Here is a 24,751-nt window from a genome sequence, read left to right as displayed (position 1 = left end):
AAGATGTGTATAGCTCATGGCGGATTCTCCTTGTAGGTGTTGTGTGGTAACTCCATTCTACACGAATCCGGCCATGGGCCATTTTTTATTTTGAACTAGGTGTCGCACTTCATATTACAATCCGTCATATGAAAAAATGCATTCAGGCGAAATTTATAGCTGCACCGATGAAGATCTGATGAATAAACAACTGAAGTGTTTGGAGAAACTGTATGATTTTAATGCAACCCGTCCATCTGAAGGAGAAAAGCGCCAAGCGCTTTTGAAAGAGATGTTTGCTGAAATTGGAGACGATTGCTATATTGAGCCTCCATTTCATGCGAATTGGGGTGGAAAGCATGTGCACTTTGGAAGCAATGTGTATGCTAACTTTAATCTGACGATGGTAGATGATACGCATATCTATGTCGGGGATTATACGATGTTTGGCCCAAATGTGACGGTTGCTACGGGAGGTCATCCCGTTCTGCCCGAGCTGCGTGAGCCTGTAACCCAGTTCAATTTACCCGTTCATATCGGCAGGAATGTATGGATTGGTGCGGGCGCTGTGATTCTTCCAGGCGTGAAGATTGGTGATAATACGGTGATCGGTGCAGGCAGTGTGGTAACCAAGGATATTCCAGCTAATGTGGTTGCCGTTGGGAATCCTTGCCGTGTGCTTCGCGAAATCAATGAGCATGACAAGGAATACTATTATAAAGACAGAAAAATCAATATAAAAATGGATACCGTTTAGCAAAAATGAATTAGAATCACCAATAAGAGAAGTCGCCAATAGGGCGGCTTCTTTTTGTCTTAAGATTAGATTTCCTTGGCTCAAACCACATTTTGATCAAAAAATAAATTCAGCCTAATAAAAATGTTTATATTGTTCACTGAAAAACCCTCTGATATAATCAATCCCATATTAAGTAAGAAAAAGTAACATATACTAAATATTGGGGAGATGAATTATGAAAAAACGTAATATGTGCAAAGTTTTTGTTGCTTTATCCTTGTTACTTTTGGTGAATCCGAATTATGGAGTTAGTAATGCTAACGCAGATAAGGTGGGTAGCATGCCGAAAACCCATTATCTTGCAGCAAATGCAGACAATATCCGCTGGGGAAACATAGGAGTAGGCAAGCCTGTCCTTACCGTAAACTCAGGAGATATTGTTACCGTCGAGGCGGTGACGCATCATTCCGGGGATGATTATGAACGAATGATCCAAGGTGATGAAGGAGTAGAGGATATTTACCATTGGAACGAAACGGAACAGAATGTAGCAAATCGAGGTCCGGGTGTACATATTATGACAGGGCCGATTGCCGTCGAAGGAGCGGAGCCTGGAGATGTGCTTGAGGTGAAGATACTTGATATGAGGTTGCGGCCAAATGGGAATGAGCAGTATGCAGGTAAAACCTATGGTGCCAATGTTGCTTCGAGATGGGGGTACTTATACGGTGAGATGATCGAAGAACCAATCAAGCGTGAAGTGATAACGATCTATGAGATGGATTCCGCTGGGGGAACAGACTATGCAAAGGGGTTGTACAGTTATAAATGGACACCTCAAACAGATCCGAATGGAAAAATACATCAGACGATGGATTATCCCGGCCTTATCGTTGATCCTAATACAATTGAAAGAAACAATGACGTATTAAAAGATGTTCAAATTCCAGTAAGACTTCATTTTGGAACGATGAGTGTAGCACCGAAAGAAGCGGATATTGTGAACTCCGTTCCTCCTTCTTATTACGGCGGTAATATTGATGATTGGCGTGTTACCGAAGGAGCTACCATGTACTATCCCGTTTCTGTTCCTGGAGCACTCTTGTCTATCGGTGACCCGCATGCGGGGCAAGGAGATTCCGAACTGAATGGAACTGCGATTGAAACTTCATTAACAGGCGATATTCAGATTATCTTACATAAAAAAGCATCGCTGAATAACAAGCTGAGCGGTCTTAATTTTCCGTTGCTAGAGAATGAGAATGAATGGGTAATCCATGGATTTAGCTATGCGAACTACTTAGAAGAGCTGGGAGAAAATGCTCAGCAGGATATTTATAATAAATCATCCATCGACAAAGCGATGAAAGATGCTGCCTTGAAGACGAAGGCTTTTCTGATGAAAGGAATGAACTTAACAGAAGATGAAGCATACTCTTTTATGTCCGTTTCCACTGATTTTGGTATAACACAAGTCGTGGATGCTAACTGGGGCATTCATGCGGTAATTCAGAAAAAAGTGTTTGGAGAATCAGAGCGTAAACTCGTACAGCTGCGAACAAGTTTTGAGCAATTTGGTTCAGTGGTGGAATGGAATCCAGCAACAAAAAGGGTTATGATCCGCTTTAATGGGAACTCACTTACGGCAACAATCGGAGAGAAGACAGCCGATTTTAATGGAGAGAGGATACAGTTGATTGCACCTATTGAAATGATTGATAAGCAGGCTCAAGTTAGCGAGTATTTTGTGAGTTTTTATAAAGCGAAATTATCAAAGACTGAATAAAAAATGCCCTCAAAGGATCAATTATATCCTTTGGGGGCAACTTCGGGTTCTATCTTACTTTGCACTTGGCAATATTTTATTGAGCGCAATCGCGGTAACCGAGGCAACAAGAATAGGAGAGCCCAGGATATACTGCACGAAAGTAGGCATGGAAGATAAGAATTCATCAGGAATGAGCACTAAAGCAAGAGTGAAAATCATCGGAATCGCAATAATGTACATTTCTTTTTCGCCCATGGTTTGATTCTTGATTACCTGCAGTCCGTTAATAGCGATGATTCCGCAGATGATGGCGAATACGCCGCCGATGACTGCAGATGGAATCGAAGAGATCAGCACGGCGAGTTTACTGAGACAACCGAAGAGGACGAACCATCCTCCTACCGCAAGAAAGACGCGGCGGCTGGCAATACCGGTGATCGAAATAATCCCCGCATTTGTGGAATAACCGGTAACTGGAGTCGAACCGAGCAGGGAAGCAACCAGACAGCTGATTCCTTCGCCAACCACACCTTGGTTAATATTCTTATCCGTTAACGGCCGATCAATTACGTTGCTGATGGCAAACCAAGTACCTGTTGTTTCCGCCATGAGTACGAGATAAACAATGATCATTGTAATAATTGCTGAAAGATTGAAGGAAAATCCGAAATCTTTAAAAGGAATCTGCGGCATGCTGAACCATTTCGCATTTGCTACTGCTGAAAAATCCAGGACACCCATAAAGCTTGCTGCAATACATCCGGCGATTAACGCCATAAGTACGGATGTGATTCGGAAGAAAGATCCTTTTTTACCTAAAAGAGAACCAAGAATAACGAAAAACATGAGTACAGCTCCGGTAATCAGTGCTAGTAGAACATTTTGCTGAATGGTAGCACCGGAAGCTTCATAAATATTATCTTGCAGTGCAACAGGTAATAAGGAAAGTCCTACGTTAAAGATAATGGTACCGCCTACGACGGGCGGAATGAAGTTTTTGACAATCGTATTATAGACACCGGTAAACCCTAGTCCGATTACAAGTAACGAACCGACCAAACTCGCACCGAGCACGGAACTCCAACCTAATTCCCCGCCGCCGCTAGCAGCATAAATGCTGATGATCGCACCCAGCGGAACATAAGAAGGTCCCTGGGCCATAGGCAGTTTCATACAAAAGTAGGATTGTACGATCGTTCCGATCCCCGCAGCAATAAAAGTAGATTGAATCAAAGCACTCGACTGATTGGATTGTAATCCAAGTAATATTGCGATCAGAAAAGGCACCACATAGATATCCATAGCCAGTACGTGTTGTAAACCTAGGAAAGCAGATTTTAAAAATGGTACTTTTTCATCGGGTAAGACAGTTAGATGTTGCGACTTCATTTCAGTATTACCTTGATGCTCTACTTGTGTTTTCACTCTGATGCACACCCCGGATTTTCTCTATTTTTTCAATGCTTAGCGTGTATGAACTTTCTCGCCTTGTACCCAAACTTCACGGATATGTTCAGGCCTTACAAGGTACATCATTTTTTGGAACACATCATGTAAGTCTTCATTTTCATTAAAAATAGGCAATCTAGCCGTAGGTAACTTCGTATCGATAACTTGTACATCCCATACATAATTCTCTTCAATACGACCGATCGGCAGGCTGAGGCTTTCTCCGCCGCCGGCTGTCGCCAGATAGAATGCTTCGTTAACTGTAATCCGTGAGTCCGGAACGCCGCGATTCTCCGCAGGAATGCTAGGATTCACACCATCTTCCAGCATTCGGGATGAAATGACCGCTTGTCTGATGTTATCGAACAGACTTGGAGAGAAACCTCCGGAAATATCAGATCCGAGGCCGATCTCAACACCCTTGGAGTGGAACTCTTTAACAGGGATGACGCTGTTCGCAAAATAAGCATTAGACACAGGACAATGGGCGATCGCCGTTCCGGTCTTAGCGAATAATTCGACATCATCGTTATCCAGGAAATTGCAATGAGCCATGACCGATTTATCACGAAGCAATCCAAAATCATTCAGAGCAAAAGCATCGTTTTTATTAAAACGATCTTGTACATAACCATGTGCCCAATCACTTTCACTGCAGTGGGACTGAACATAGGTATCGTATTTCGCTGCAAGCTCTCCGAGGCCTTTTAACCCTTCATCTGTACAGCTTGGAATAAATCTTGGTGTCACGACAGGATAAACGCCTTGTTTAGTTGTTTTGGCTAGTTCCTGTACAGCGATAATAAATTCTTCCGTATCAGCTAAGGCTGTCTCAGTATTAGCGTCCCGATAGATTTCTGGATTGCCTTCTGGGTCATCCATGACGACTTTCCCTACGAGACCCCGCTGACCTTTACTAGCGCAGATTTCTGCAAGCAGAATACTTGCTTCCTTGTGTACCGTGGCGAAGTAAAGAGCAGTGGTTGTGCCATTAGCCAGCAAGGTGCTTACCACATCATCGTAGACTTCCTTCGCAAAATCGAGATCTGAGAATTTAGACTCCAGCGGAAAGGTGTACGTGTGTAACCAATCATATAGCGGGATGTCGAGTGCAGTTCCTGATTGAGCCCACTGTGGTGCATGTACATGCAGGTCGACGAAACCAGGCAAGAAATATTGGCCCTCATTTAGTGAATGGAAGTTAGGTTTTCCTTGATATGCATCTAGCAATGTTTGATATTCAGGCTCACCTGGAGCGACGATTTTTTCAATTAGTCCGTCTGTATTAATACAGAAAAGATAATCTTTTAGGATTTGAATTTCTTTGGGAGACTTACTGGTAAACGCAGTGCCTTGAAATATTTGCATATAATTCTTCATACTTACCGCCTTAATGTTCGTTTTTATGATGTATTTTGTTATTATAATCCGTGAAAAATGATAAGTCTATAATAAAAGACGAATAGTCATGAGCCTTCGCCATAATATAGTAATGGATACAGTAGCCGAGATGAATATTCAATTTGATTCGAGAAAAATAATTGTATCATATTTCTGTTTCACAGGAAGCAAAAATGGGTAATTAAGAACAGGAGTTTGTCCGGAGATCATAGTAATATAGATAGTGCGTTTCGCATGTATACCATATGAGAATAATAGAATCTTTTATAAATACTTGCTGCTAGCAGCAAGTATTTATTTGGTTCTACTACCTATTTAATTTAGTAAAACATTGGAAGTTGTCTTATATAAAGGAGTATTTATTGTTGAAAAGCATCCAGAATCGCTTACTAATCTTACTGCTTGTTTTTATCATTCTTCCCTATTTCCTATCTGTGCTGCTCATCTATCGACAAACCAAGGAAAATGTGGAACGCCATGAACTAGAGAACAGCAGAGAACAGATGCAGCAGGCATCTTACGACATAGCAAAGTATTTTGATGATATTGTGAATCTTCCTTACCTTTTATATAGAAACCCTGATTTTTTTCGCTTTTTTAAGCAGGGGTTTGAGGACTCACCTTATCTCAATTTGCAAGAAATCAATAAAGATATGGTCAACTTTTATCTGATGAGAAGTGAGTTTCGCCAAATTCGGTTTTATACCCATGAAGAGGGAATCTCATTTTCCGTCTATAACGCCATGCTAAGTTCAGGGAAGCGGGATTCGGAACTATTAAAACAAGCCTCGATTCAGAAGCTCATGGATTCAGAGATGAACTATGTTATTGAACCGCCTCATCCGATTGTGAACTATAATAATACCTCCATTTTGCCAGAATCTGATCAAACGGTGGTTCTTACTATTCATCATAAAATTATGGATACCCTGACGAATGAGTTTCTTGGAATCATTACAATAGATATGGATCTGGATCAGATCGCGAGCCTGGCAAATCATGTGCTTGCAAAAAATGAAACGGTGCTTCTGTCAGATGCAGAGGGGCACGTTATATACACAAGTAATGACAATTGGACAGGCAGGGCAGTTCCGGCTGAGTTAGCGGATATTATCTATTCTTCTCCAGCAGGGGCAACCATATCTGATGGAAATATTGTTTTTTCTAACTCATTGCAAGTGCCGATAAAAGATTGGCATTTTACAAAAATCACCTCAAGCCAACTATTATTTGAGAGCGTGAGATCAACAGCCTACACAAACATCATCGTTGGTGTCATTGTGGGAGGTCTCGGTATGATTATGGTAGCTGTTATTTCCTACTATGTAACACGTCCGATCAAATTGCTTAGCCAAAAGGTACAGAGCATAGAGGCAGGGAATATGAATGCTCCGTTTAATGATAAACGAGAGGATGAAATTGGGATCCTGGAGCGAAATATCAAAGATATGATGAACCGAATTAATCGACATATTGACCGGGAATACAAACTGGAGATAGAGAATAGGAAGAACCAGCATCGGGCGTTAAAGTCGCAGGTTAATCCACACTTTTTATTTAATGCATTGCAATCCATTGCTACGGTTGCTCTTCTATCTGATTCACCTAAGGTCTACCAGCTCATCAACTCTCTATCTAAAATGATGCGTTACTCGATACGAGTCGATCAAAAAGCAACGATCCGAAGTGAAGTAGAGTATGTCAAAGCCTATTTGCACCTTCAAGAGGAGCGTTTTCAGAATGACTTTAGTTACTCACTTGAGATTCCTGAAGAAATTTTTAATGTGCCGGTTCCGAGTATGATTTTGCAGCCACTCGTTGAAAACTTTTTTAAACATTGCTATGACAAGGGATATGAACAAGCCTGCTTACATATATGCGGCGAAATTCAGGGCGAGAATATCCATCTAGTCGTTGAAAATACCGGAAGCAGTATGACTGCGGAGGAACTGGAATTATTACAAAACAATATTTATACAGCCGCAAATGAAGAGAATTACTCACTAAAACATATCGGTTTAAAAAACATTCATGATCGCTTGGTTCTTCATTTCGATCAGTCAGCAGGAATCACGGTAGACAACTTGCAGGGAGAAGGATTCTCTGTACGGCTGGTGATTCCACTTAAGTACGAAGGAGGAGTAAGACATGAAGGCTCTTATCGTAGATGATGAGAATAATGTAAGAAAAATCATCCGTTTCTTGGGACAGTGGGAGAAACATGGAATCACAGAAATTTTTGAAGCCAAAAACGGTATGGAGGCGAAACAGATGATTGATCTGGAATGCCCGGAGATTATCCTGACCGACGTCAAAATGCCTAAGAATAATGGAATTGAATTAATAGAATGGCTGGGTGCCATTTCCTACCCGGGGAAAGTAATCATGATTTCGGGATTTGATGACTATTCTTATATGCGAAAAGCGCTTCAGCATGGATGCGTCGATTATTTAATGAAGCCGATTGAAGATGAGTTGTTGAACGAAGCTTTGACAAGCGCGATAAATTCCTGGAAGCTGGAAGAGGAAGAACGTCGCAATGTAGAGTCCGGTTTTTATGAAGAGGTAAAATCCTTTCGTTTGAACAGAGAGATCACCTCCGCTTGTAACGGAGAAAGTTTCGATGTGGATGCAATTGCCTCCTCTCTTCCGCAAGCGGATGCGTACGATCTTACGTTATTGTATTTTTACCAAACACATCACTCGGAACCTTACATACAGCATCTGAGCCGTGAACTAGATGCTCGAAGACTGGGAAATGTATATACCCTTCAGAATGATCCGCATGTGAGTATGATTCTATCGGCGGTGGGTCAGTTCTTTGAGGTGGAAGAATGGATTACACAGCAGTTTGATATTCCCGTACGTTTGGTCAGTGGGTATTCCATCCGTTCATTACAAGAGATTACATCCTCCTATCAATCTGCACAGAGGTCTATGGCAGAACAAAATTACAGAGCAATTCACCGTTTAGCAGATCTTGATGATGCAAGACGTATGCAAGATATTGTTACTTTTGTAGAAGAACACTATATGGAAGAATTAAGTTTGGATAAGCTATCAACTCGGTTTTTCCTAAGCCGTGAACATATCTCGCGGCGATTCAAACAAAAGGTAGGGATGACGCTCTCGAGTTACGTAATCCAGTTACGAATTAATCAAGCGAAACAGTGGTTAATTGAAACGGATGAGAAGATGTACTCGATTGCTCTGAAGCTCGGGTACCAAGATGAAATTTATTTTTCTAAATTGTTCAAAAAACACGTAGGTAAGACACCAATTGAATATCGAAATGTAGAGCGGAAAAATAGGATGACCGGCGAAGCCAGAATGGCAAATGTATAAGTATATACAACGGAAGTAATGGAGGAAACATGAAGCGAATAGGAATTCTGATTATGGCAGGGTTTATTACCCTGTCTCTTTCTTCATGTGGAAGGGACATCGTTTCACAGAAGGAAGCAAAACCTCTCGTAGCAGAAAAGACAATTACTCTGGAGATCCTGAATCCCAAAGTAGAAATTGCGACCGAGTTCGAGAAGATGGCAGAGGTATACGAAAAGGAAAATCCGAATGTGAAAATTGAAGTTTTAACTTACGGCGGGGGTGCAAGCTACCTTAGTGAAATGAGAGCGAGATTTTCGGCTGATGCAGGTCCAGATATTTTTCCAAACGGTGGCTACGAAGAAGCGAAGGCATGGAAAAGGTATCTAGAGGATTTATCGGATCAGCCATGGGTGGATCAAGCCTATGATCAGGCACTTGAGCCGATGACAATGGATGGAAAAGTATATGGAATGCCGATCAATTTTGAAGGCTACGGCTTCATCTACAATAAGGACCTTTTCGCTAAGGCCAAGATTGATACACTTCCTACTACATTTACCGAATTAAAAAAGGCAACTGAAAAATTACAGGCCGAAGGGATAACGCCTTTTACCGTGGGATACGGAGATAATTGGTTTTTTATCCTCATGCTCAATCTCGCTTTTGCTCAGCAGGACAACCCAGACGCTTTTATTCAAGCTTTAAATGAAGGGAAACAGACCATCCGTGGGAATAAAGAGATCAAGGATGTCATTCGAATGCTGGACCTCACCATGGAGTATGGTAACCCAGATTATGAGACGATTGATTATAATACCGAGGTGGAGCGGTTTGCAACAGGTAAATCAGCGATGTTGAAACAGGGCAACTGGGTGGAGTCCAAAATCAAGGAAATATCACCCAATATAAATATTGGATTTATCCCTATGTCGATTAATGATCATGCGAAGAATGATGCTCTGCCAATCGGAGTTTCAAATAACTGGGCTGTGAATAAGCTGTCTCCACCCGAAGAGAAAAAAGAAGCAAAGAAGTTTTTGAACTGGATGGTATCTTCGGAACAGGGAAAAAAGTTCATGAAAGAGCAATTCCATTTTATTTCTGCATTTAAAAATATAGAAACCGATCGCTCAGAACCGCTCGTGAAGGATCTAATGCGTTATGTAGAGGATAAGAAAACATTGTCCTGGAATTGGTTTAAGTTTCCGGAACCGACAAGAGATGAGTTCGGATACGCGATGCAAGCCTATGTTCGGAAGCAGATAAATAGAGATCAGCTGCTCGATGAGCTCCAATCTTCATGGGAAAAGTATGCGAAGAAATAGACAAATCAATATAAGCCGCAAAAAGCATCAATGTAAGACATGTTTAATATGACCCGCTTTTATTACAATGAGTTTAAAGTTAATTATAAAAGAGGAGTCAGTTATGAATTTTAAAAAGATGATCAAGCAATCGGTAGTATTATCCTTGTCCGCTTCTTTATTAGTTAGCGGTGGGACATTGGCATTAGCAAAAGGCAACAATCATAAGGATGCAGGAGAAACGTACGGATTTTCCCATATCACTCGTGCGGATATGCTGAAAATACCTGCACAACAAAACAGTGAACAATTTAAGGTGCCTGAATTTGATGCGTCTACGATTCAAAACATTCCTTCAGCAGTGAAATATGATGAGAATGGCAATAAAATTGAAATGGATGTTTGGGACTCTTGGCCGCTGCAAAATGCGGATGGGACTGTAGCAAACTACAAAGGGTATGAAATTGTCTTTGCCTTAGCTGGTGACCCTAAACGTGGTTCAGATACATTTATCTACTTGTTCTATAAAAAAGCTGGAGAAACTTCGCTTTCCAGCTGGAAGAATGCCGGCCGCGTATTTAAAGATAGCGATAAACTTGTACCTGGCGACACCCTTCTAAACGACCAAGCAGAAGAATGGTCTGGCTCGGCAACAATGACTTCGGATGGTAAAATTCGCTTGTTCTACACGAATCGTCAAGCATGGGCTCCAGAACGCGGTTTTTACGGAAAACAAATTTTGACTACAGCTCAAGTCAATGTATCAGCACCAAATAAAAATACGCTGAAGATTGATGGTGTAGAAGATCTAAAATCCATCTATGATGGAAAAGATGGCGAAATCTATCAAAACGTGGAATCTACTGGTTTCAGCCAAGGTGACTATAACGATAACCATACCTTAAGAGATCCTCACTACATAGAGGACAAAGGACGTAAATATCTTGTGTTTGAAGCAAATACAGGTAAGAAAACAGGATATCAAGGGGCAGAATCCCTTAATAATCCAGCTTATTACGGCGGAACTAAAGCTTTCTTCGAAGCAGAAAGAAAGAAATTGCTGGCAAGCCCAGTAAGAGCATTTGCGGAAATCGCAAATGGAGCACTTGGTATTATTGAACTTAATGATGATTATACATTTAAAAAAGAGTTGAAACCTCTGATTGCTTCTAATACCGTTACAGATGAAATTGAGCGTCCGAATGTATTTAAATTAAGAGGTAAGTGGTACCTGTTTACAAGTTCCAGAGGATCTAAAATGTACATTGATGGTATCGATGATGAAGACATCTACCTGCTTGGATATGTATCTAATTCATTAACTGGTCCTTATAAACCACTGAACGGTACTGGACTTGTGTTGCATCAAGATCTTGATCCAAATGATATTACTTGGACATATGCTCACTTTGCAATTCCGCAAGTGAAAGGTAACAATGTGGTAATCACAAGTTACATGACGAACAGAGGATTCTTTGAAGATCATCACTCTACTTTTGCGCCAAGCTTCTTAATGAATATTAAAAATTCTACGACTTCGGTTGTGAAGGACAGCATTCTAGAGCAAGGTCAAATCACCATCTCTACGGATAATCCAAATAAACCGGTGAAACCGAACAAACCGAATCATTCAAATAACTCAAACAATTCAAACAATTCAAACAAACCAAATAAAAAAGAGATCTAAGAACTGAAAGTAAATGCTATATATAGCATTTACTTTCTTTGTATCTGTAAGTTTTAACAGCAATATGATCAGAGCAAAAGTGGGGGATGCATTTGAATATAGTTGAGAAATTGAGGAGAAGTAAAACCGTTATGTTCATCTTTTTCGCTTGTTGTTTAATCGCATTAGCACTTATCACTTATACCGCAGTTAAAAACGATAAGGAAGCTACTATTCATCCGATTCCAGAGGTAAGTGTTCGTCCCGGTTATCACTTTACTGTTCCTGATAAATGGAAAAACGACCCCCAAAAACCGATCTACTTCGATGGAGAATATCATTATTATTATCTATATAATAGTGATTATCCTGAAGGCAACGGTACCGAATGGCGGCATGCCACTTCTGTAGATTTAGTGGAGTGGGAAGATAAAGGAGTTGCCATTCCTAAATACACGAATCAAAATGGAGACCCATGGTCGGGTTCAGTTGTTATAGATGATACAAACACAGCAGGGTTTGGCGAAGGTGCAATTATAGCGATACTGACACAGCCCTCTGCAGATGAAAAGAAGCAGGAACAATTTTTGTGGTACAGTACGGATCGAGGTCAAACGTTCCAACCTTATGGAGATACTCCTGTTCTCGCGAATCCGGGAGTGGAAGATTTCAGAGATCCAAAAGTAATATGGGATCATGATTCGCAAAAATGGGTGATGACGCTGGCAGAAGGAACGAAAATTGGTTTTTACGAGTCAGATAACTTAAAAGAATGGCATTATACTAGCAGCTTCCATGCTGAAAATATCGGAGTTCTAGAATGTCCTGATCTTTATCAGTTAAGAGCAGATGATGGCACACTAAAGTGGATTCTTGGTGCCAGTGCCAACGGTAAATCTACAGGCCAACCGAATACGTATGCATATTGGATCGGAGATTTTGATGGTGAAGAGTTTATCCCGAATCAGACCGAGCCTCAGTGGTTGGATTATGGATTTGACTGGTATGGTGCGGTAACGTTTGAAGACGGAGTGGAAAGGGATAAATATAATCATCGGTATGCATTAGCTTGGATGAATAATTGGGATTACGCAAATGTGACCCCTACCCTCGAAGAAGGTTTTAACGGTACAGACTCCATTGTCCGTCAGATCGAGTTACAGGCAGAAGGAGATAATAGGTACTATTTAGTATCCCAACCCATTGAAGCATTAGATGAGTTAACAAGTTCAACGGGTACGTTTGGACATATCGAAGTGGATGGCTCCACAACCCTTGATGTAACAGGAGAAATGTATCAGCTGGAGGCAGATATTTCTTGGTCAGAGATGAAGAATGTAGGACTTAGACTTCGAGAATCCAGTGATAAAACTCGCCATGTAGACGTTGGTGTTTTTGTAGAAGGCGAGTATTCTTATGTGAACCGAGCTTCAACAGGACATCCTGATGAGAGTAACAGATATGTAGAAAGTACCGCGCCATTTGATGGGAACAACAAGAAGGTTCATCTAAAAATCCTCGTTGATAAAACGAGTATTGAAGTTTTTATTGATGATGGTAGAGTCGCCTTTACGAATGAAATTTTTCCGGAATCCGGCGATAGATCGATTACCCTGTTTGCTGAAGGCGGAACGGCGATGTTTGATCATGTAGTCATTAAGCATTTTCATACGGTTAAATAACAAAAGGGATACCCATGAGTATCCCTTTTTAGTATGATTTTTGTTACGTACGCTGTTACTTTCGGGCTATAATCATAAATCGTGATGAATTGGTCATTATTCCTTTGTCCGTCTGATTGTCCCTAATCAATTGCTCCAGGATTTGAAAATCATCTTCGGTTTCTCCAAAGTTAGGAATAATCGGAGTGTGCTTCAAGAGAAAAAGTAAGTCTTCCGGCGTCTGATAATATTCGGTGACGCTAGCTTCAAAGGCCTTGATATCCGTAAAGCCAGCTTCCCTTAGTTCCGTAATATATTGATCTTTTAATGTCCCGTTTTTCTTACTGAATGCCTGACCTCTCCCAAAAGCCTCTTTTATATTCTCTTTGTCATTTTCGCTTACTTGTTGAGTTAGAAAAATACCGCCTGGAGCTAATACTTTAGCTATTTCATTTGGATAGAAGCATGAGTGTCTAGAAGAGACGACCTGAAAGAAATGTTTAGGAAAATCAAGATGTTCTGCATCCATCTGCAGAAAACGGACATTAGGTATACCGGAACTTACCGCATTTTTAGTTGCGGTTTCCATCATTCCTGTGGAATGGTCAATCCCGACGAGAAGCAGTGCAGAATCTGCGATGGAGAGGATTGCTTCGCCGCCGCCCGTTCCGATATCAAGCAGGAGATCTGACTTCTTCGTTACTTTTGTTACTTCATTATAAAAGTCCCACGGTAATCCTTCGGAGACACATTTCATCTTACTGAAATCCCAGCCAATGCGTTTTCCTACTTTATCATAAAAATCTTTGTATTCGAGTGTATTCATTTTTTCTTCCACCTTTCAAATTGAGGTTCATAACAAGCTAGAGAAAGAACAGCCCCATATCGTTCAAATACTTAGTTACTGTGGACAAAAGAACAGACGTGTCCCTTGACAGCTGGTACGCGTTTTTATCCAGCCCGGCAACTAATTACTTCGAACCCTGCGGAAGTTCATCCCATTCACCTCATTCAAAAGATTCATTCCATTATATCTCATTTAAGTTTCTTTAATCCAGTAAATTACTTCTCCTTGTTCGGTTTTACCCAAGTATTCATGAAAGTAGGTCCTGCTCTTCGGGTATACTTTTAGAGTACTATGAAGAGTAGAGAGATTGTCCCAAAAAAGGAGATATGGAAATATGCATATGATCATTAGAAAAGAAGAAGCAAAGGATTATGAAGCCGTAGAAAAGGTCGTACAACATGCGTTTGAAACTATGGAATTCAGTGATAAAAAAGAGCATGAACTCGTTGCCCGGATCCGTACATCGGAAGCGTTCATCCCTGAATTGTCTTTAGTAGCGATAAATAAAGAGAATGATGAAATCATCGGGCATATTCTTTTTTCGAAAATTAAAATCGTGGGTGAAGGAAAGACGGCAGAATCTCTTGCCTTGGCTCCTGTTTCTGTGCCACCCCAATATCAGAATCAAGGTGTCGGCAGAAGGCTTATTGAAGAAGGAATACAAGCAGCGAGAGAGTTAGGGTACGGTTCGGTTATTGTTTTGGGTCATTCGGAATATTATCCGAAGTTTGGATTTAAAAAAGCATCGGTATGGGGAATTAAAGCGCCGTTTGAAGTCCCGGATGATGCATTTATGGCACTAGAACTCATTGAAAATAGTCTTAAGGATCAATCAGGCGTGGTGGAGTACTCGAAGGCATTTTTCGAAGCTTAAAATTAACGGCTTTAGGGTGAAGTGAAAGGACGTTATAGTAACTAGTTTAAGATCGGAGTGATGTCTATCATGGACGAAAAGAAAGCGAAGGTTGAGTCGGTTGATGAATATATTTCCCAGTTTCCCGCTGAGATTCAAGAAATCCTTCAGAAGCTCAGAAAGGTAATAAAAGAAGCTGCCCCACATGCAGTGGAAAAGATAAGTTATCAAATGCCTACCTTTGCGCTGAGTGGGAATCTAGTACATTATGCTGCTTTTAAAAATCATATCGGTTTTTATCCGGCTCCAAGTGGAATCGAGGCATTTAAAGAGGAATTATCCGGATATAAGGGGGCAAAAGGTTCTGTCCAATTTCCGCTGAATCAGGAACTTCCCTATGAATTAATCAGCAGGATTGTACAGTTTCGAGCTGCTGAGAATAAAGAAAAAGCAGCAGCTAAAAAGAAAAGTAATAAAAAGTAAGACATGCTTGTATGGACAGTTCATTAATTGTCATATTTTACCTCTATGTAAAAACTTACACAAGTGTTGAAATCTCTTTTGTGTGAGGTTACGATGGCTTATGATGGGCTCGTTTCATTATTTTGGAATGAGAGGAGAGAGTTCTCTTTCCCTGAAAAACTTACAACTTAGAGGAGAAGACTGCATGATGAGAAAGAAATTTGGGCTTCTTATGTTATCTCTGCTGATGGTATGTACCGTCCTTAGTAACGTGGCCCCTGCCAGTGCGGCAACTAAAAAGATTCAGGTATATCTAGACGGGAAGGTAATGAGCTTTTCTATTTCCCCCGAAATCAAAAATGGAGTCACTTTCGTACAGTTCCGTCCATTATTTGAAGCCTTCAATTACACTGTCGCTTATAATAATGCAGCTAAACGAATTAATGCCAATAACGGGTCGACCAAAATACAGCTGACGGTTGGACAAAAATCAGCTTATATTGATGGAATGAAGACGAGTCTTTCCGCGGCACCCTACATAACCAAAGGAAGCACGCTTGTTCCGCTTCGATTCGTAGCAGAAGCAACGGGTTATGATGTGAAATGGAATCAGCAGAACAAAACGATTCACATCTCAACCGGAATTGCGGATAGCAAGGTAAAAGCACAAGTCGCTGAATTTTTCAAAAAGCAGCAAACGGCGGAGAACGAGCGAAGTTTGGCGAAAGCGATGCAGCTGATTCACCCTGATGCTCCTTATTATGAGGAGATAAAAGAAGAATACCGCGATCAATTTCTTTCCAAAGCAAAAGTGGTCTACAGCAATGTAAATAACATTGAGGCGTATGGTGATGACATTTACGCGACCGTTACTCGAACACGTAGTTATATTAGTGGTCCATTTTTCTGGGATTCGGTAGAAACCTATGAAGTGAACTTGATGAAAATGCCAAATGGTACGTTAAGACAGTATGATTTGTACTACGAGGACTACTATTATGCAGCTGAGGATCTCATCGGCACTCAAGTTCAAGTACCAGCAGATACGGAAAAAGCAATCATGCAGACCGTAAACAACCAATACAAAGGGTTTAACGAAAAAAATACAGCGTTACTTCTCTCCTCGATGGATCCTTCATCTCTATTGTATGAAATGATGCAAGCGATGACGGATGAGGGTTTACTAAACGCAATTAATTTTGATATGTCTGCGAAATTCATGAGTGTCATTAAGTACACCGGAAATACCGCAATTCTGTACGCAGAAGAGACGGACAAAATTTTGAAATTTGATACGGAGAGCTTGTACTATCTAGTGAAAAATAAAGAAGGAAACTGGCTCATTTATGATACTGTTGATATTTCAAGCGTTGAAGATGAATTTAAATACGACGTACTTTCGTAATTATTGAAATATGAATCCTGGAGAAAGCCCTGCAGAATTGCAGGGCTTTTTATAAGTGGTCAGGATAGTTAGACATGTACCTATTAACTTTTCAAATCCTTTTTTAAGTAATAGTGAGTGTGCCCGCCCGCGTTATTGATAGATCCATATACTTCATAGCCATATTTCAAATAGAAGTCCAGTGCTTGGAAGCTAAGGGTATCGAGTTTAATGAAATCGCATGATTTCTGCCTGGCTATTTCCTCGATCTCTAATAATAATTTCGAGCCATAACCAAGTCCGCGAATCTGTTCATCCAGAATTAGATAGTGGATCTCCAGCCAGTTCCAGCATATATCTCCCACAATTCCACCCAGCGTTTCCCCTTCTGCATTTTTTAACAAAAGATTTAATTCTTCGTATCGATTACTCAGTTCTTTAGGAAAATGAGCATGATTAAATGCAATCAGTTTGTTACGTACACGGGTCCGATCTTCATTACTATGTTCAGCGGAAATATGTAGTTCCATGGTATATTAACCCCTCTTCAAAATGATCTCATTTGAACTTACCTTATTTCGAGCTTAACCGGAAAGTAAAAAATGTTTTATATTCAATTGTACCTGAATTTCAAAGGTTTCCTAGACTCTCTAAGCGAATGTAACAAGGATACTGCAAATAGGCTATAACATTTAGGAAAAAGGAGCTGAGATCTCTGTTACGTGACATGGAATGGATACAGAAAGACCCTTTACTGGATGAGTTGTTAGCTCAAAATCCACCGATTATTGTACAGCCCATGACTCAAGGAATGGAAGCAGAAGTAACCAAACTATGTATACAGGATAATCGTTTTATTCTGAAAGTGTGGAACAAAGTTTCTAAGCCGAATATTGATTATCAGTACCGATTGTTATCAGGATTATATGAGCAAGGTTTACCTGTATCGAAGCCTCTAGGGTGGGGAAGAAAACGTTCTGAACAAAAGGAACAAGTACTGTTCACCTATGATGATGGCGGAGAACTACAAGATTATAGTGAAAAGAAAATGCAGGAGATCGCGGTTCTTTTATATCAGATTCACCAGGTGAATGTGGAGAAACTACTTCCGCTGACACTTCCTAAATACGATTTTTTTGCTTATTATTTTCCCGATCTTGATCAGCATCCGGATCTATTAGCTGTGGTAACTGAAGTGGCATCCGTAACTTCTATCGAACACTGTCATTTCATTCATGGTGATTTTCACTTAAATAATTTGGTAGAGAAGGATGGACGCATGACGATCATTGACTGGACGAATGGACAGCTTGGTGATCCGAGGTTTGACTTTTCCTGGTCTCTTTTTCTAAAGCGAATCTATATGCCTTCTTTCCTTGCCGAAGCTTTCTCTACTGCTTATCTCTCCTTACATCCTATTCAAGAGGAAGACAGAACTAAATTTGAAGCTATCGCTTATTTGCGCTGGATTCTGCTTAACCGGTTTGCACAAGGACCGGAAGGAATAGACCTCATGAAGAAAGCAAACGACATTGCTGCCCGTAATCCGTTCTTAAAAGATCTAAACTTGCAGGGATAGGCCGGAACGTAGGAAGAATAAGATGAATGACAAGGAGGAGAATATGGATCCCATTTTTGACTCGTTTCCTATTCTGAAATCAGACATACTTGTACTTAAGAAAGTAGAAGAGGAACATGTGGATGAATTGTTCGAAATATACAGCAATGACGTGATATTTAGATACTGTGGAATCCTTCCGAGACACAACAAAGACACGGTGAGGAAAATGATCGGGCACTTTGAGCGAGACTTCAATAAACAGACCCGTGTAAAGTGGGGGATTTTTGCTAAGGATCAGCAGGATCGGCTGATTGGTATTATTGAGGTATTTGATCTTAATCGCAAGGTGAACATGGCCACGATGGGTTACTTCTTAGCAGAGGCTTATTGGGGCAGGGGATATGCAACGGAAGCGGTTCGCTTGGTGCTTGAATTCCTGTTCCTGCGCGCAGGTATTAACCGAGTTCAGGCAGATGTGATGCCGCAGAATGAAATCTCCAAAAAGGTGCTCCTGAAAAACGGTTTTATAAAAGAAGGTACTCTCAGACAAGCAGCACTTTGGTCCGGCAAAGGGGTAGTGGATCGGGAAGTATTCGGTATATTAAAAGAGGAGTATTGTCTCTCAAAATAAAACAAAGAAGCAGAGCCTATGATAGGCATCTGCTTCTTTTAACAACTGCATGTCGTTATTGATGCAACGTAGATTTCTCATTTGCAGCTGTGTTTTTTCTCTTGCTGAATGCGTTAGGCAGCATAATTAAAGCAGGTACCAGCATCGGAAGTAAAATGAAGCAAAGTACAAGGAGACCCGCAATGACTGCAGAAGCTAGTTCAATCAGCAGGACAAGTCCTGATGGAATGAGTGTGGCAAAGGTGCCGCCGAGTATAATCATGGCGGAGATGATGACGCCGCCGATATTTTTGGCTGATTCCACGAGTGCTTTTGCAGGGTCCAGTTCCCCGTATTCTTTATAGCGCATCATGAAGAAGATGCTGTAATCGACTCCGACCGCCACAATAATGATGAAGGAGAAGAAGGGAACAAAGGATGATACGCCGTCAGCACCGAGTATCTGATAGGTAACCAGATTGGTTGCAGCCATGGCAACAAAGTAAGAGACAATTAGAGATATTACAATATAGATGGATGGCAGAATTGAACGAATCACAAACAGCAGTACAAGGAATACCCCGATAATTACGATCACTGCTGTTCCGTTAAATGACTCAAGCTGTACTTTATTGGTATCATAGGTTGTCGAGCTTGGTCCTGCTGCTCCAAATACTGCTCCGTCTAGTACAGTTCCTTTAAGTCCTGAAGCAACGGTATCGTTAATCTCTTCAATGGTATCCATAGCTTTCATTGAATAAGGATCGTCGTTCAAAATAACCATCAATTTTGTGATTTTACGATCTTCGGACATGAAATTATCAAGTACCTGGGCGAAATCTTCTCCTTCAAGTGCTTCTCTAGGAATGAAGAACGTTTTAGAAGATTCGAATTGCGTCAGGAATTCGTTGGTTTTTCCAAGTCCCTCCGAAATATCTTCCAGTCCATTTCCACTTTGATGAAGTCCATCTTTTAATGAAGTTAGACCGCCCGAAAACTGAGATAAACCGTTACTCAGTTCTTCTTGCCCCTGATTCACTTTAGCTAAAGCATCATTTAATTTATTCATATTAGCAGCAATTTCATCCGCGCCGCTAGCGCCTTGATTCAGTCCAGAGCTCAGCTGTTTTGCTCCGTTTTCTAATTCCTTGAGCCCGCTGAGAATCTGCCCCTGAGCGCTGTTAATCTGATCTAGACCACCAGTAGCTTGTGTAAAGGCGCTATTTAACTTTTCATAATTCGTGTTGAGTTGTGTTAACCCTCCAGCCCACTGGGCAATGCCGCCTTCGAGTGCTGCACCCTGTGTCTTCAGCTGTACATAAGTATCATCAGACGCAAGTTCACTATGGGAAGTGCCGAGGGCAGTGATCAGTCCGTTAATCCCTGTCATTCCTTGCTGAATGCCGGGCAGCTGCTTCGCTAGTGATTCATATCCACTGCCAAGCGCCGTATATTGTTTTTGAATCTCACGGAGTCCGCTTGAGACTTGTGAAGAGCTTTTTTGTATGGAAGATAGTCCACTGCGAATCTCGGCAATACCGGATGAGAGCCCGGTTGCTCCGGAAGCACTGTCACTTATACCGCCTCCAAGTTCTTTCACCGCATCTGTTAGCTGCTGATAGCCTGATGTGATCTCTCCCGAACCGGAAACTAGCTGATCCACTTCAGAGAAGTCAGGCGTTTCAAGTCCTGCTTCCATCTGTGAAAGTCCATCCTGGATCTGATCGACACCATCCCTAGAAGCTGAGATTCCATCCGTTATAGCAGAGGTTTGGCTATCTGTATACAAATCCGGAATTTCCTCAAACTGCGGCTGCGTTACACTCGATACACTGTCTACCCCTTCAAGCTCATTAAGAGCGAGGGTAATCGAATCAATTACAGCCAGGGCATCATTATTATCCATCGGCTCATCATTTTGAATGACTACATTCGTAGGCAGAGCCTGACCTTCACTAAAGTTTTCTGCAACGAGGCTGAATCCCTTGGTCGAAGGGTAGCCGTTACCGAGTTCTTTCAGCTGATCAAAGGACAGCGTCTGTTTGCTGAACATGAGAACAGGAATCATGATGATGATAATAAGTGCGGTGGTAATCACCGGATATTTTACTGAAATCGTAGCGAGCTTGGTCCAAAACTTGCTGTCTTTATGGCCGTTATTTTGTTTGGCAGGCCAGAATAATTTTTCCCCAAGTGTCTTCATAAAGAAGGGGGTCAAGGTATAAATCTGCACAATTAATACGATCGCACCAATGGCAACGACGTTCGCAGATTTGTAAATTCCAAAGTTTGAGAAACTTAGTGCAGCAAACGCAATAAATACGGTTAATGTACTGTAGAGAATGGTTTTGCCTGCGGTTCGGAACGTAGTGAAGATAGCTTCATCAATCGTTGCACCGTGAGCAAGTTCCTCTTTAAAGCGGTTGAATAAAAGAATGTTGTAGTCGGTACCGATCCCAAACAAAATGAGGACAAGCAGCATCTGCGTTACACTGGTGACCGGGAAATTCAGCTTTTCAATAATTTGTGCTGCAATGCCCATGGATACGAGATAAGTAATCCCCACCGTTAGCAGCGAGATAAAGGGAATGAGCAGGGAACGGAACATAATAATAAGAACGGCAAGAATGAACACAACGGTCAGCAAAGCACTTTTTTCTACACCTGCCGTTGTTGCTTCCAAATAATCGTTCTGAATAAAATCTTCACCGCTTAGATAAAAATCAGTATCTACGTCAGCGAGTTCTTGCTCAAGTTGTTCTTTAATGACGGCAACTTCACGATCTCCTTTATCGAGACTGAAGCTGACCATAAGGGTCGTTCCATTCTCGGAGAGAAGAGAGGATTTCGCCTCTGGGGTAGAAAAAGGGTCGATCATATCATGCACACCGAGTTCAGCACTTTGATCTCGTATGTTCTCTATACCTGTTTCGATCTGAGTCAGATCCGTATCAGACAGTTTATTTTCATTATGAAAAACAATAATATCGCTGGTGCCTTGATCTCCTGTCATTTCCTTTAATAGCTCACTTGCTACTTTGGAGGGACTGTCTTTGGTGAGTGGATCTTGGCCTCTTTCATGTAGGATCGCGTTGACATCTGGCTGAAATACGGTGAGTAAGCTTGCGCTAACCAGCCAAATGGCTAGAATAAGCCAGCGCCACTTTAGTATCTTTTGCATTCGTACATTATCTCCCTTGATCATGGAATAGTGGCATTGCTTGAGGTACAGAACATTAGTAAACAGGCGTTCATTATAATGCTAAAAAAAGAGATGTGCTTTCAATTGATTATTTACTCAGCTGAGGTGAGCCAAAAGATTGGACTCCAAACCAATTATCCGCTCGGCAGAGGTGGACCCATTGGATTGGAGATGATCAAAAGAATTGCGAGTACTCGCAAACCTTCATTCACTCGTAGAGATGAATCTAAGCTTTGCGAGTAACACAACTAATTTTCTCCGCAATCCCCACGGAGAACACTTGCAGCAGCTCATCAACAAGATATTTAATAGTTGCTCCATCCCGGTGATCGCGGAGAATTAGGCATATCCCTTCAATGATGGTGACGGCTAGCATCTGAATAGACAATCGATCCTTGGGATCTAAATCCGTTGTTTCCCGGGTGACCGTGAATACCTTCTCCAAAATCTGAATGACAATTGCAATAAGATCCTGTTTTGCCGAAGCATAAGCCGAACCTTCACTTAAAGTTAATAAGATCTTGATCTCTGTACTTGAGTCTTTCAGCAGTTCTACAATGGTCTCATCCACCATTTTGATATACTCAAATACTTCGTCACTGTGAATGGTGAAGGTTTTCTCTATTTCTTCCTTAATTGCGATGGTGTACGAAATAAACTGCTCATGTGCGCTTCCCATGAGTGCCTGGAATAGATCATCCTTGTTCTTAAAATAGCGATAAATGTTACCTGTTGTTATTCCCGCTGCGGTCGCAATTCGTCTCATCGAGGACTGCGCATACCCGTATTGTTCGAATTCAGATAGGGCTGCGCTCAGAATATTATTTCGGATTTCTTCTTTTAAAATTTGCATTAATGAACACCTGTTTACTTTTATTGGAATAACGAAAGTATAGTCGAAAACTGGACTTTCTGCAATCATTATTATAAAAAAGAAATACTTCACAACCCATACTCACAAAATCATGCTATACTATTGGGCGATGTTGTAAATACAATGAAAAAGAGATGATTATCCTTTGAGTAATCCACTTCCTATGTATAAAGAAAAATCTAATACCTTCTTGAATAAATATTTTACTGGAAAGACGCTTGATTTCAGGCAAATTATCGCGATTATTATTCCGATATTTGTGGATCAGGCTTTTATTATTTTAATGGCCCTGTTAAATACAGCGATGATTGCATCATCCGGCGTTGCTGCGGTAAGTGCCGTAAGTATGGTCGATTCGATCAATATTTTCCTCGTTAACGTATTTGTTGCGGTAGCCACAGGGGGAACCGTCATTGTTGCTCAGTATAAGGGGAGCGGTAATGAGGAGATGGTATCGAAATCGGCTACACAAGCCATTACGGCAGTAGCGATACTTTCCGTAGTTATATGCGGGCTCGTTATTACTTTTCATACCCCTATTCTTAATCTGTTATTTGGTAAGGCGGAAGCAGAAGTATTCGAGAATGCTCGAGTCTTTCTTATAGGCAGCTGTATTTCTTATCCGTTTATTGCGATATTTCAGGCCGTAACCGGTGTTCTACGCGGGGTAGCGGAGACGAAGGCTTGCCTAGGATTGTCACTCATCATGAACCTTACGTATCTTGGACTGAATATTTTGCTTATTACTGTATTCGATATGGGAATTATAGGTCTTGTTATTTCCATGATCACAGCACGGGTGCTGGGCATGTGTATCTCGATGTATTATTTGATCAAAATAAATCAGACTTTAAAATACAAGATTAAAGAAGCTCTAAAACTGGATTTTTCAATCCTCAAAAGGATTATGGCGGTTGGAATTCCATTTGCCGCTGAGCAAATGTTCTTTAACGGCGGGAAACTGCTCACTCAGACGTTTATTGTTCAGCTTGGAACTTTAGCAATTACCGTAAATGCAATCAGCGGCTCCATATCACTGCTGTTCCAAATTGGGGGCAGCGCGCTTAGTATCGCCATTGTCACCGTAGTTGGGCAATGTATTGGTAATGGGAGTATACCGGATGCAAGGAAATTTATTAAGTCATTTATCGGCTTGTCGACCGCGTTCTTTATTTTGGTAGCTGCTATTATCATTCCGCTGTTTCCGTTCATCGTCGGCTTATTCTCGCCGCCGGCTGAGATTGTACCTGATATCTTTGCACTCACACTGCTGATTGCGATTGTTCAGCCGATTTTCTGGTCAATTAGTTTTATCCTTCCTTCTGCACTGCGTGCGGCTGGGGATTCGAACTTCACCTCCTTAACTTCTTTACTGTCGATGTGGGTTCTCCGTGTATTCTTAGGATATTTCCTAGGAATTACGCTTGGACTTGGGATCATGGGGGTATGGATTGCTATGGTCACTGAATGGAGCGTTCGTGGAGTGATTTTCTGGATTCGTTTCCGCGGGGACAAATGGTATCGTCGTAAACTGATCTAATCTGATATTTTCATTGGAGAGGGCTGAGTTGTCAGCTCTCTTTTTTTGTATTCAATAACATTTCTCACACTCATATTAGAAACATCTTAAGTATTTTCCTTATTCTGTACTAAAAATATCATAA

20 protein-coding genes are annotated in these 24,751 nt (G+C 41.2%); 14 read left to right on the top strand and 6 right to left on the bottom strand.

The annotated features are described in order from the left end of the window. Positions 1-136 precede the first annotated feature (136 nt). Positions 137-736, top strand: a complete 600-nt coding sequence (locus KJS58_RS23595) for a sugar O-acetyltransferase (protein ID WP_213536010.1) — start codon at positions 137-139, stop codon at positions 734-736. A 217-nt stretch (positions 737-953) separates the two neighbouring features. Beyond that, the gene (locus KJS58_RS23590) at positions 954-2,504 is read left to right on the top strand and encodes an acetamidase/formamidase family protein (protein ID WP_213536008.1); all 1,551 of its coding nucleotides are present in this window, start codon (positions 954-956) and stop codon (positions 2,502-2,504) included. 54 nt (positions 2,505-2,558) lie between these two features. On the opposite strand, the gene KJS58_RS23585 is transcribed toward KJS58_RS23590, so the two are convergent. Together KJS58_RS23585 and guaD are read right to left on the bottom strand one after the other, a co-directional pair. After that, positions 2,559-3,911, bottom strand: a complete 1,353-nt coding sequence (locus KJS58_RS23585) for a uracil-xanthine permease family protein (RefSeq protein WP_249717852.1) — start codon at positions 3,909-3,911, stop codon at positions 2,559-2,561. 39 nt (positions 3,912-3,950) lie between these two features. Then, entirely contained in the window at positions 3,951-5,315 is a 1,365-nt protein-coding gene (guaD, locus tag KJS58_RS23580) for a guanine deaminase (protein WP_213536006.1), read from the bottom strand. A 386-nt stretch (positions 5,316-5,701) separates the two neighbouring features. On the opposite strand from guaD, the gene KJS58_RS23575 reads away from it, so the two are divergent. The 5 genes from KJS58_RS23575 to KJS58_RS23555 all read left to right on the top strand — a co-directional run bounded on the left by KJS58_RS23575 (position 5,702) and on the right by KJS58_RS23555 (position 13,315). Then, entirely contained in the window at positions 5,702-7,507 is a 1,806-nt protein-coding gene (locus KJS58_RS23575; protein ID WP_213536004.1) for a cache domain-containing sensor histidine kinase, read from the top strand. Next, on the top strand, positions 7,485-8,681 hold the full coding sequence (locus tag KJS58_RS23570; protein ID WP_213536002.1) for a response regulator transcription factor: 1,197 nt from the start codon (positions 7,485-7,487) through the stop codon (positions 8,679-8,681). The genes KJS58_RS23575 and KJS58_RS23570 overlap by 23 nt, the downstream gene beginning before the upstream one ends. A gap of 29 nt (positions 8,682-8,710) precedes the next feature. After that, positions 8,711-9,988: an ABC transporter substrate-binding protein gene (locus tag KJS58_RS23565; RefSeq protein WP_213536000.1), complete on the top strand. Its 1,278-nt coding sequence runs from the start codon at positions 8,711-8,713 to the stop codon at positions 9,986-9,988. Between the two features lie 103 nt (positions 9,989-10,091). Beyond that, positions 10,092-11,654: a glycoside hydrolase family 68 protein gene (locus KJS58_RS23560; RefSeq protein WP_213535998.1), complete on the top strand. Its 1,563-nt coding sequence runs from the start codon at positions 10,092-10,094 to the stop codon at positions 11,652-11,654. A gap of 131 nt (positions 11,655-11,785) precedes the next feature. Beyond that, a complete protein-coding gene (locus tag KJS58_RS23555; RefSeq protein ID WP_374705850.1) occupies positions 11,786-13,315 on the top strand; it encodes a glycoside hydrolase family 32 protein in 1,530 nt (509 codons plus the stop codon). Between the two features lie 55 nt (positions 13,316-13,370). Here the strand turns inward: KJS58_RS23555 and KJS58_RS23550 are convergent, their stop codons facing one another. Next, a complete protein-coding gene (locus tag KJS58_RS23550) occupies positions 13,371-14,120 on the bottom strand; it encodes a class I SAM-dependent methyltransferase (protein WP_213535994.1) in 750 nt (249 codons plus the stop codon). A 355-nt stretch (positions 14,121-14,475) separates the two neighbouring features. On the opposite strand from KJS58_RS23550, the gene KJS58_RS23545 reads away from it, so the two are divergent. The 3 genes from KJS58_RS23545 to KJS58_RS23535 all read left to right on the top strand — a co-directional run bounded on the left by KJS58_RS23545 (position 14,476) and on the right by KJS58_RS23535 (position 16,861). Next, the gene (locus tag KJS58_RS23545; RefSeq protein ID WP_213535992.1) at positions 14,476-15,015 is read left to right on the top strand and encodes a GNAT family N-acetyltransferase; all 540 of its coding nucleotides are present in this window, start codon (positions 14,476-14,478) and stop codon (positions 15,013-15,015) included. A 69-nt stretch (positions 15,016-15,084) separates the two neighbouring features. Further along, positions 15,085-15,477 carry an iron chaperone gene (locus KJS58_RS23540; RefSeq protein ID WP_213535990.1) on the top strand — a complete coding sequence of 131 codons (393 nt, stop codon included), beginning with the start codon at positions 15,085-15,087 and terminating at the stop codon, positions 15,475-15,477. A gap of 184 nt (positions 15,478-15,661) precedes the next feature. Beyond that, complete coding sequence (locus KJS58_RS23535; protein WP_213535988.1) at positions 15,662-16,861, top strand: copper amine oxidase N-terminal domain-containing protein; 1,200 nt, start codon at positions 15,662-15,664, stop codon at positions 16,859-16,861. 83 nt (positions 16,862-16,944) lie between these two features. On the opposite strand, the gene KJS58_RS23530 is transcribed toward KJS58_RS23535, so the two are convergent. Then, entirely contained in the window at positions 16,945-17,370 is a 426-nt protein-coding gene (locus KJS58_RS23530) for a GNAT family N-acetyltransferase (RefSeq protein WP_213535986.1), read from the bottom strand. Between the two features lie 197 nt (positions 17,371-17,567). On the opposite strand from KJS58_RS23530, the gene KJS58_RS23525 reads away from it, so the two are divergent. Together KJS58_RS23525 and KJS58_RS23520 are read left to right on the top strand one after the other, a co-directional pair. Continuing rightward, a complete protein-coding gene (locus KJS58_RS23525; RefSeq protein ID WP_213535984.1) occupies positions 17,568-18,419 on the top strand; it encodes a phosphotransferase in 852 nt (283 codons plus the stop codon). Between the two features lie 22 nt (positions 18,420-18,441). Further along, on the top strand, positions 18,442-19,032 hold the full coding sequence (locus KJS58_RS23520; protein WP_213535982.1) for a GNAT family N-acetyltransferase: 591 nt from the start codon (positions 18,442-18,444) through the stop codon (positions 19,030-19,032). Between the two features lie 55 nt (positions 19,033-19,087). Here KJS58_RS23520 and KJS58_RS23515 read toward each other — a convergent pair whose 3' ends face one another. After that, positions 19,088-22,192, bottom strand: coding sequence for an MMPL family transporter (locus KJS58_RS23515; RefSeq protein WP_213535980.1), 3,105 nt, complete (start codon positions 22,190-22,192; stop codon positions 19,088-19,090). A 78-nt stretch (positions 22,193-22,270) separates the two neighbouring features. Here KJS58_RS23515 and KJS58_RS23510 point away from each other — a divergent pair, with 78 nt between their 5' ends. Then, positions 22,271-22,456: a hypothetical protein gene (locus KJS58_RS23510; RefSeq protein WP_213535978.1), complete on the top strand. Its 186-nt coding sequence runs from the start codon at positions 22,271-22,273 to the stop codon at positions 22,454-22,456. On the opposite strand, the gene KJS58_RS23505 is transcribed toward KJS58_RS23510, so the two are convergent. Continuing rightward, on the bottom strand, positions 22,440-23,066 hold the full coding sequence (locus KJS58_RS23505; RefSeq protein WP_213535976.1) for a TetR/AcrR family transcriptional regulator: 627 nt from the start codon (positions 23,064-23,066) through the stop codon (positions 22,440-22,442). The genes KJS58_RS23510 and KJS58_RS23505 overlap by 17 nt on opposite strands. A gap of 184 nt (positions 23,067-23,250) precedes the next feature. On the opposite strand from KJS58_RS23505, the gene KJS58_RS23500 reads away from it, so the two are divergent. After that, a complete protein-coding gene (locus KJS58_RS23500) occupies positions 23,251-24,627 on the top strand; it encodes an MATE family efflux transporter (RefSeq protein ID WP_213535974.1) in 1,377 nt (458 codons plus the stop codon). The last annotated feature ends 124 nt before the right edge of the window (positions 24,628-24,751 follow it).

Origin of the sequence: Paenibacillus sp. J45TS6, assembly GCF_018403285.1 — a bacterium.
In the GTDB taxonomy this organism is placed as follows: domain Bacteria; phylum Bacillota; class Bacilli; order Paenibacillales; family Paenibacillaceae; genus Paenibacillus.
The sequence above is the reverse complement of the archived record's forward strand: the minus strand, read 5'-3'. Positions and strand labels throughout refer to the sequence as shown.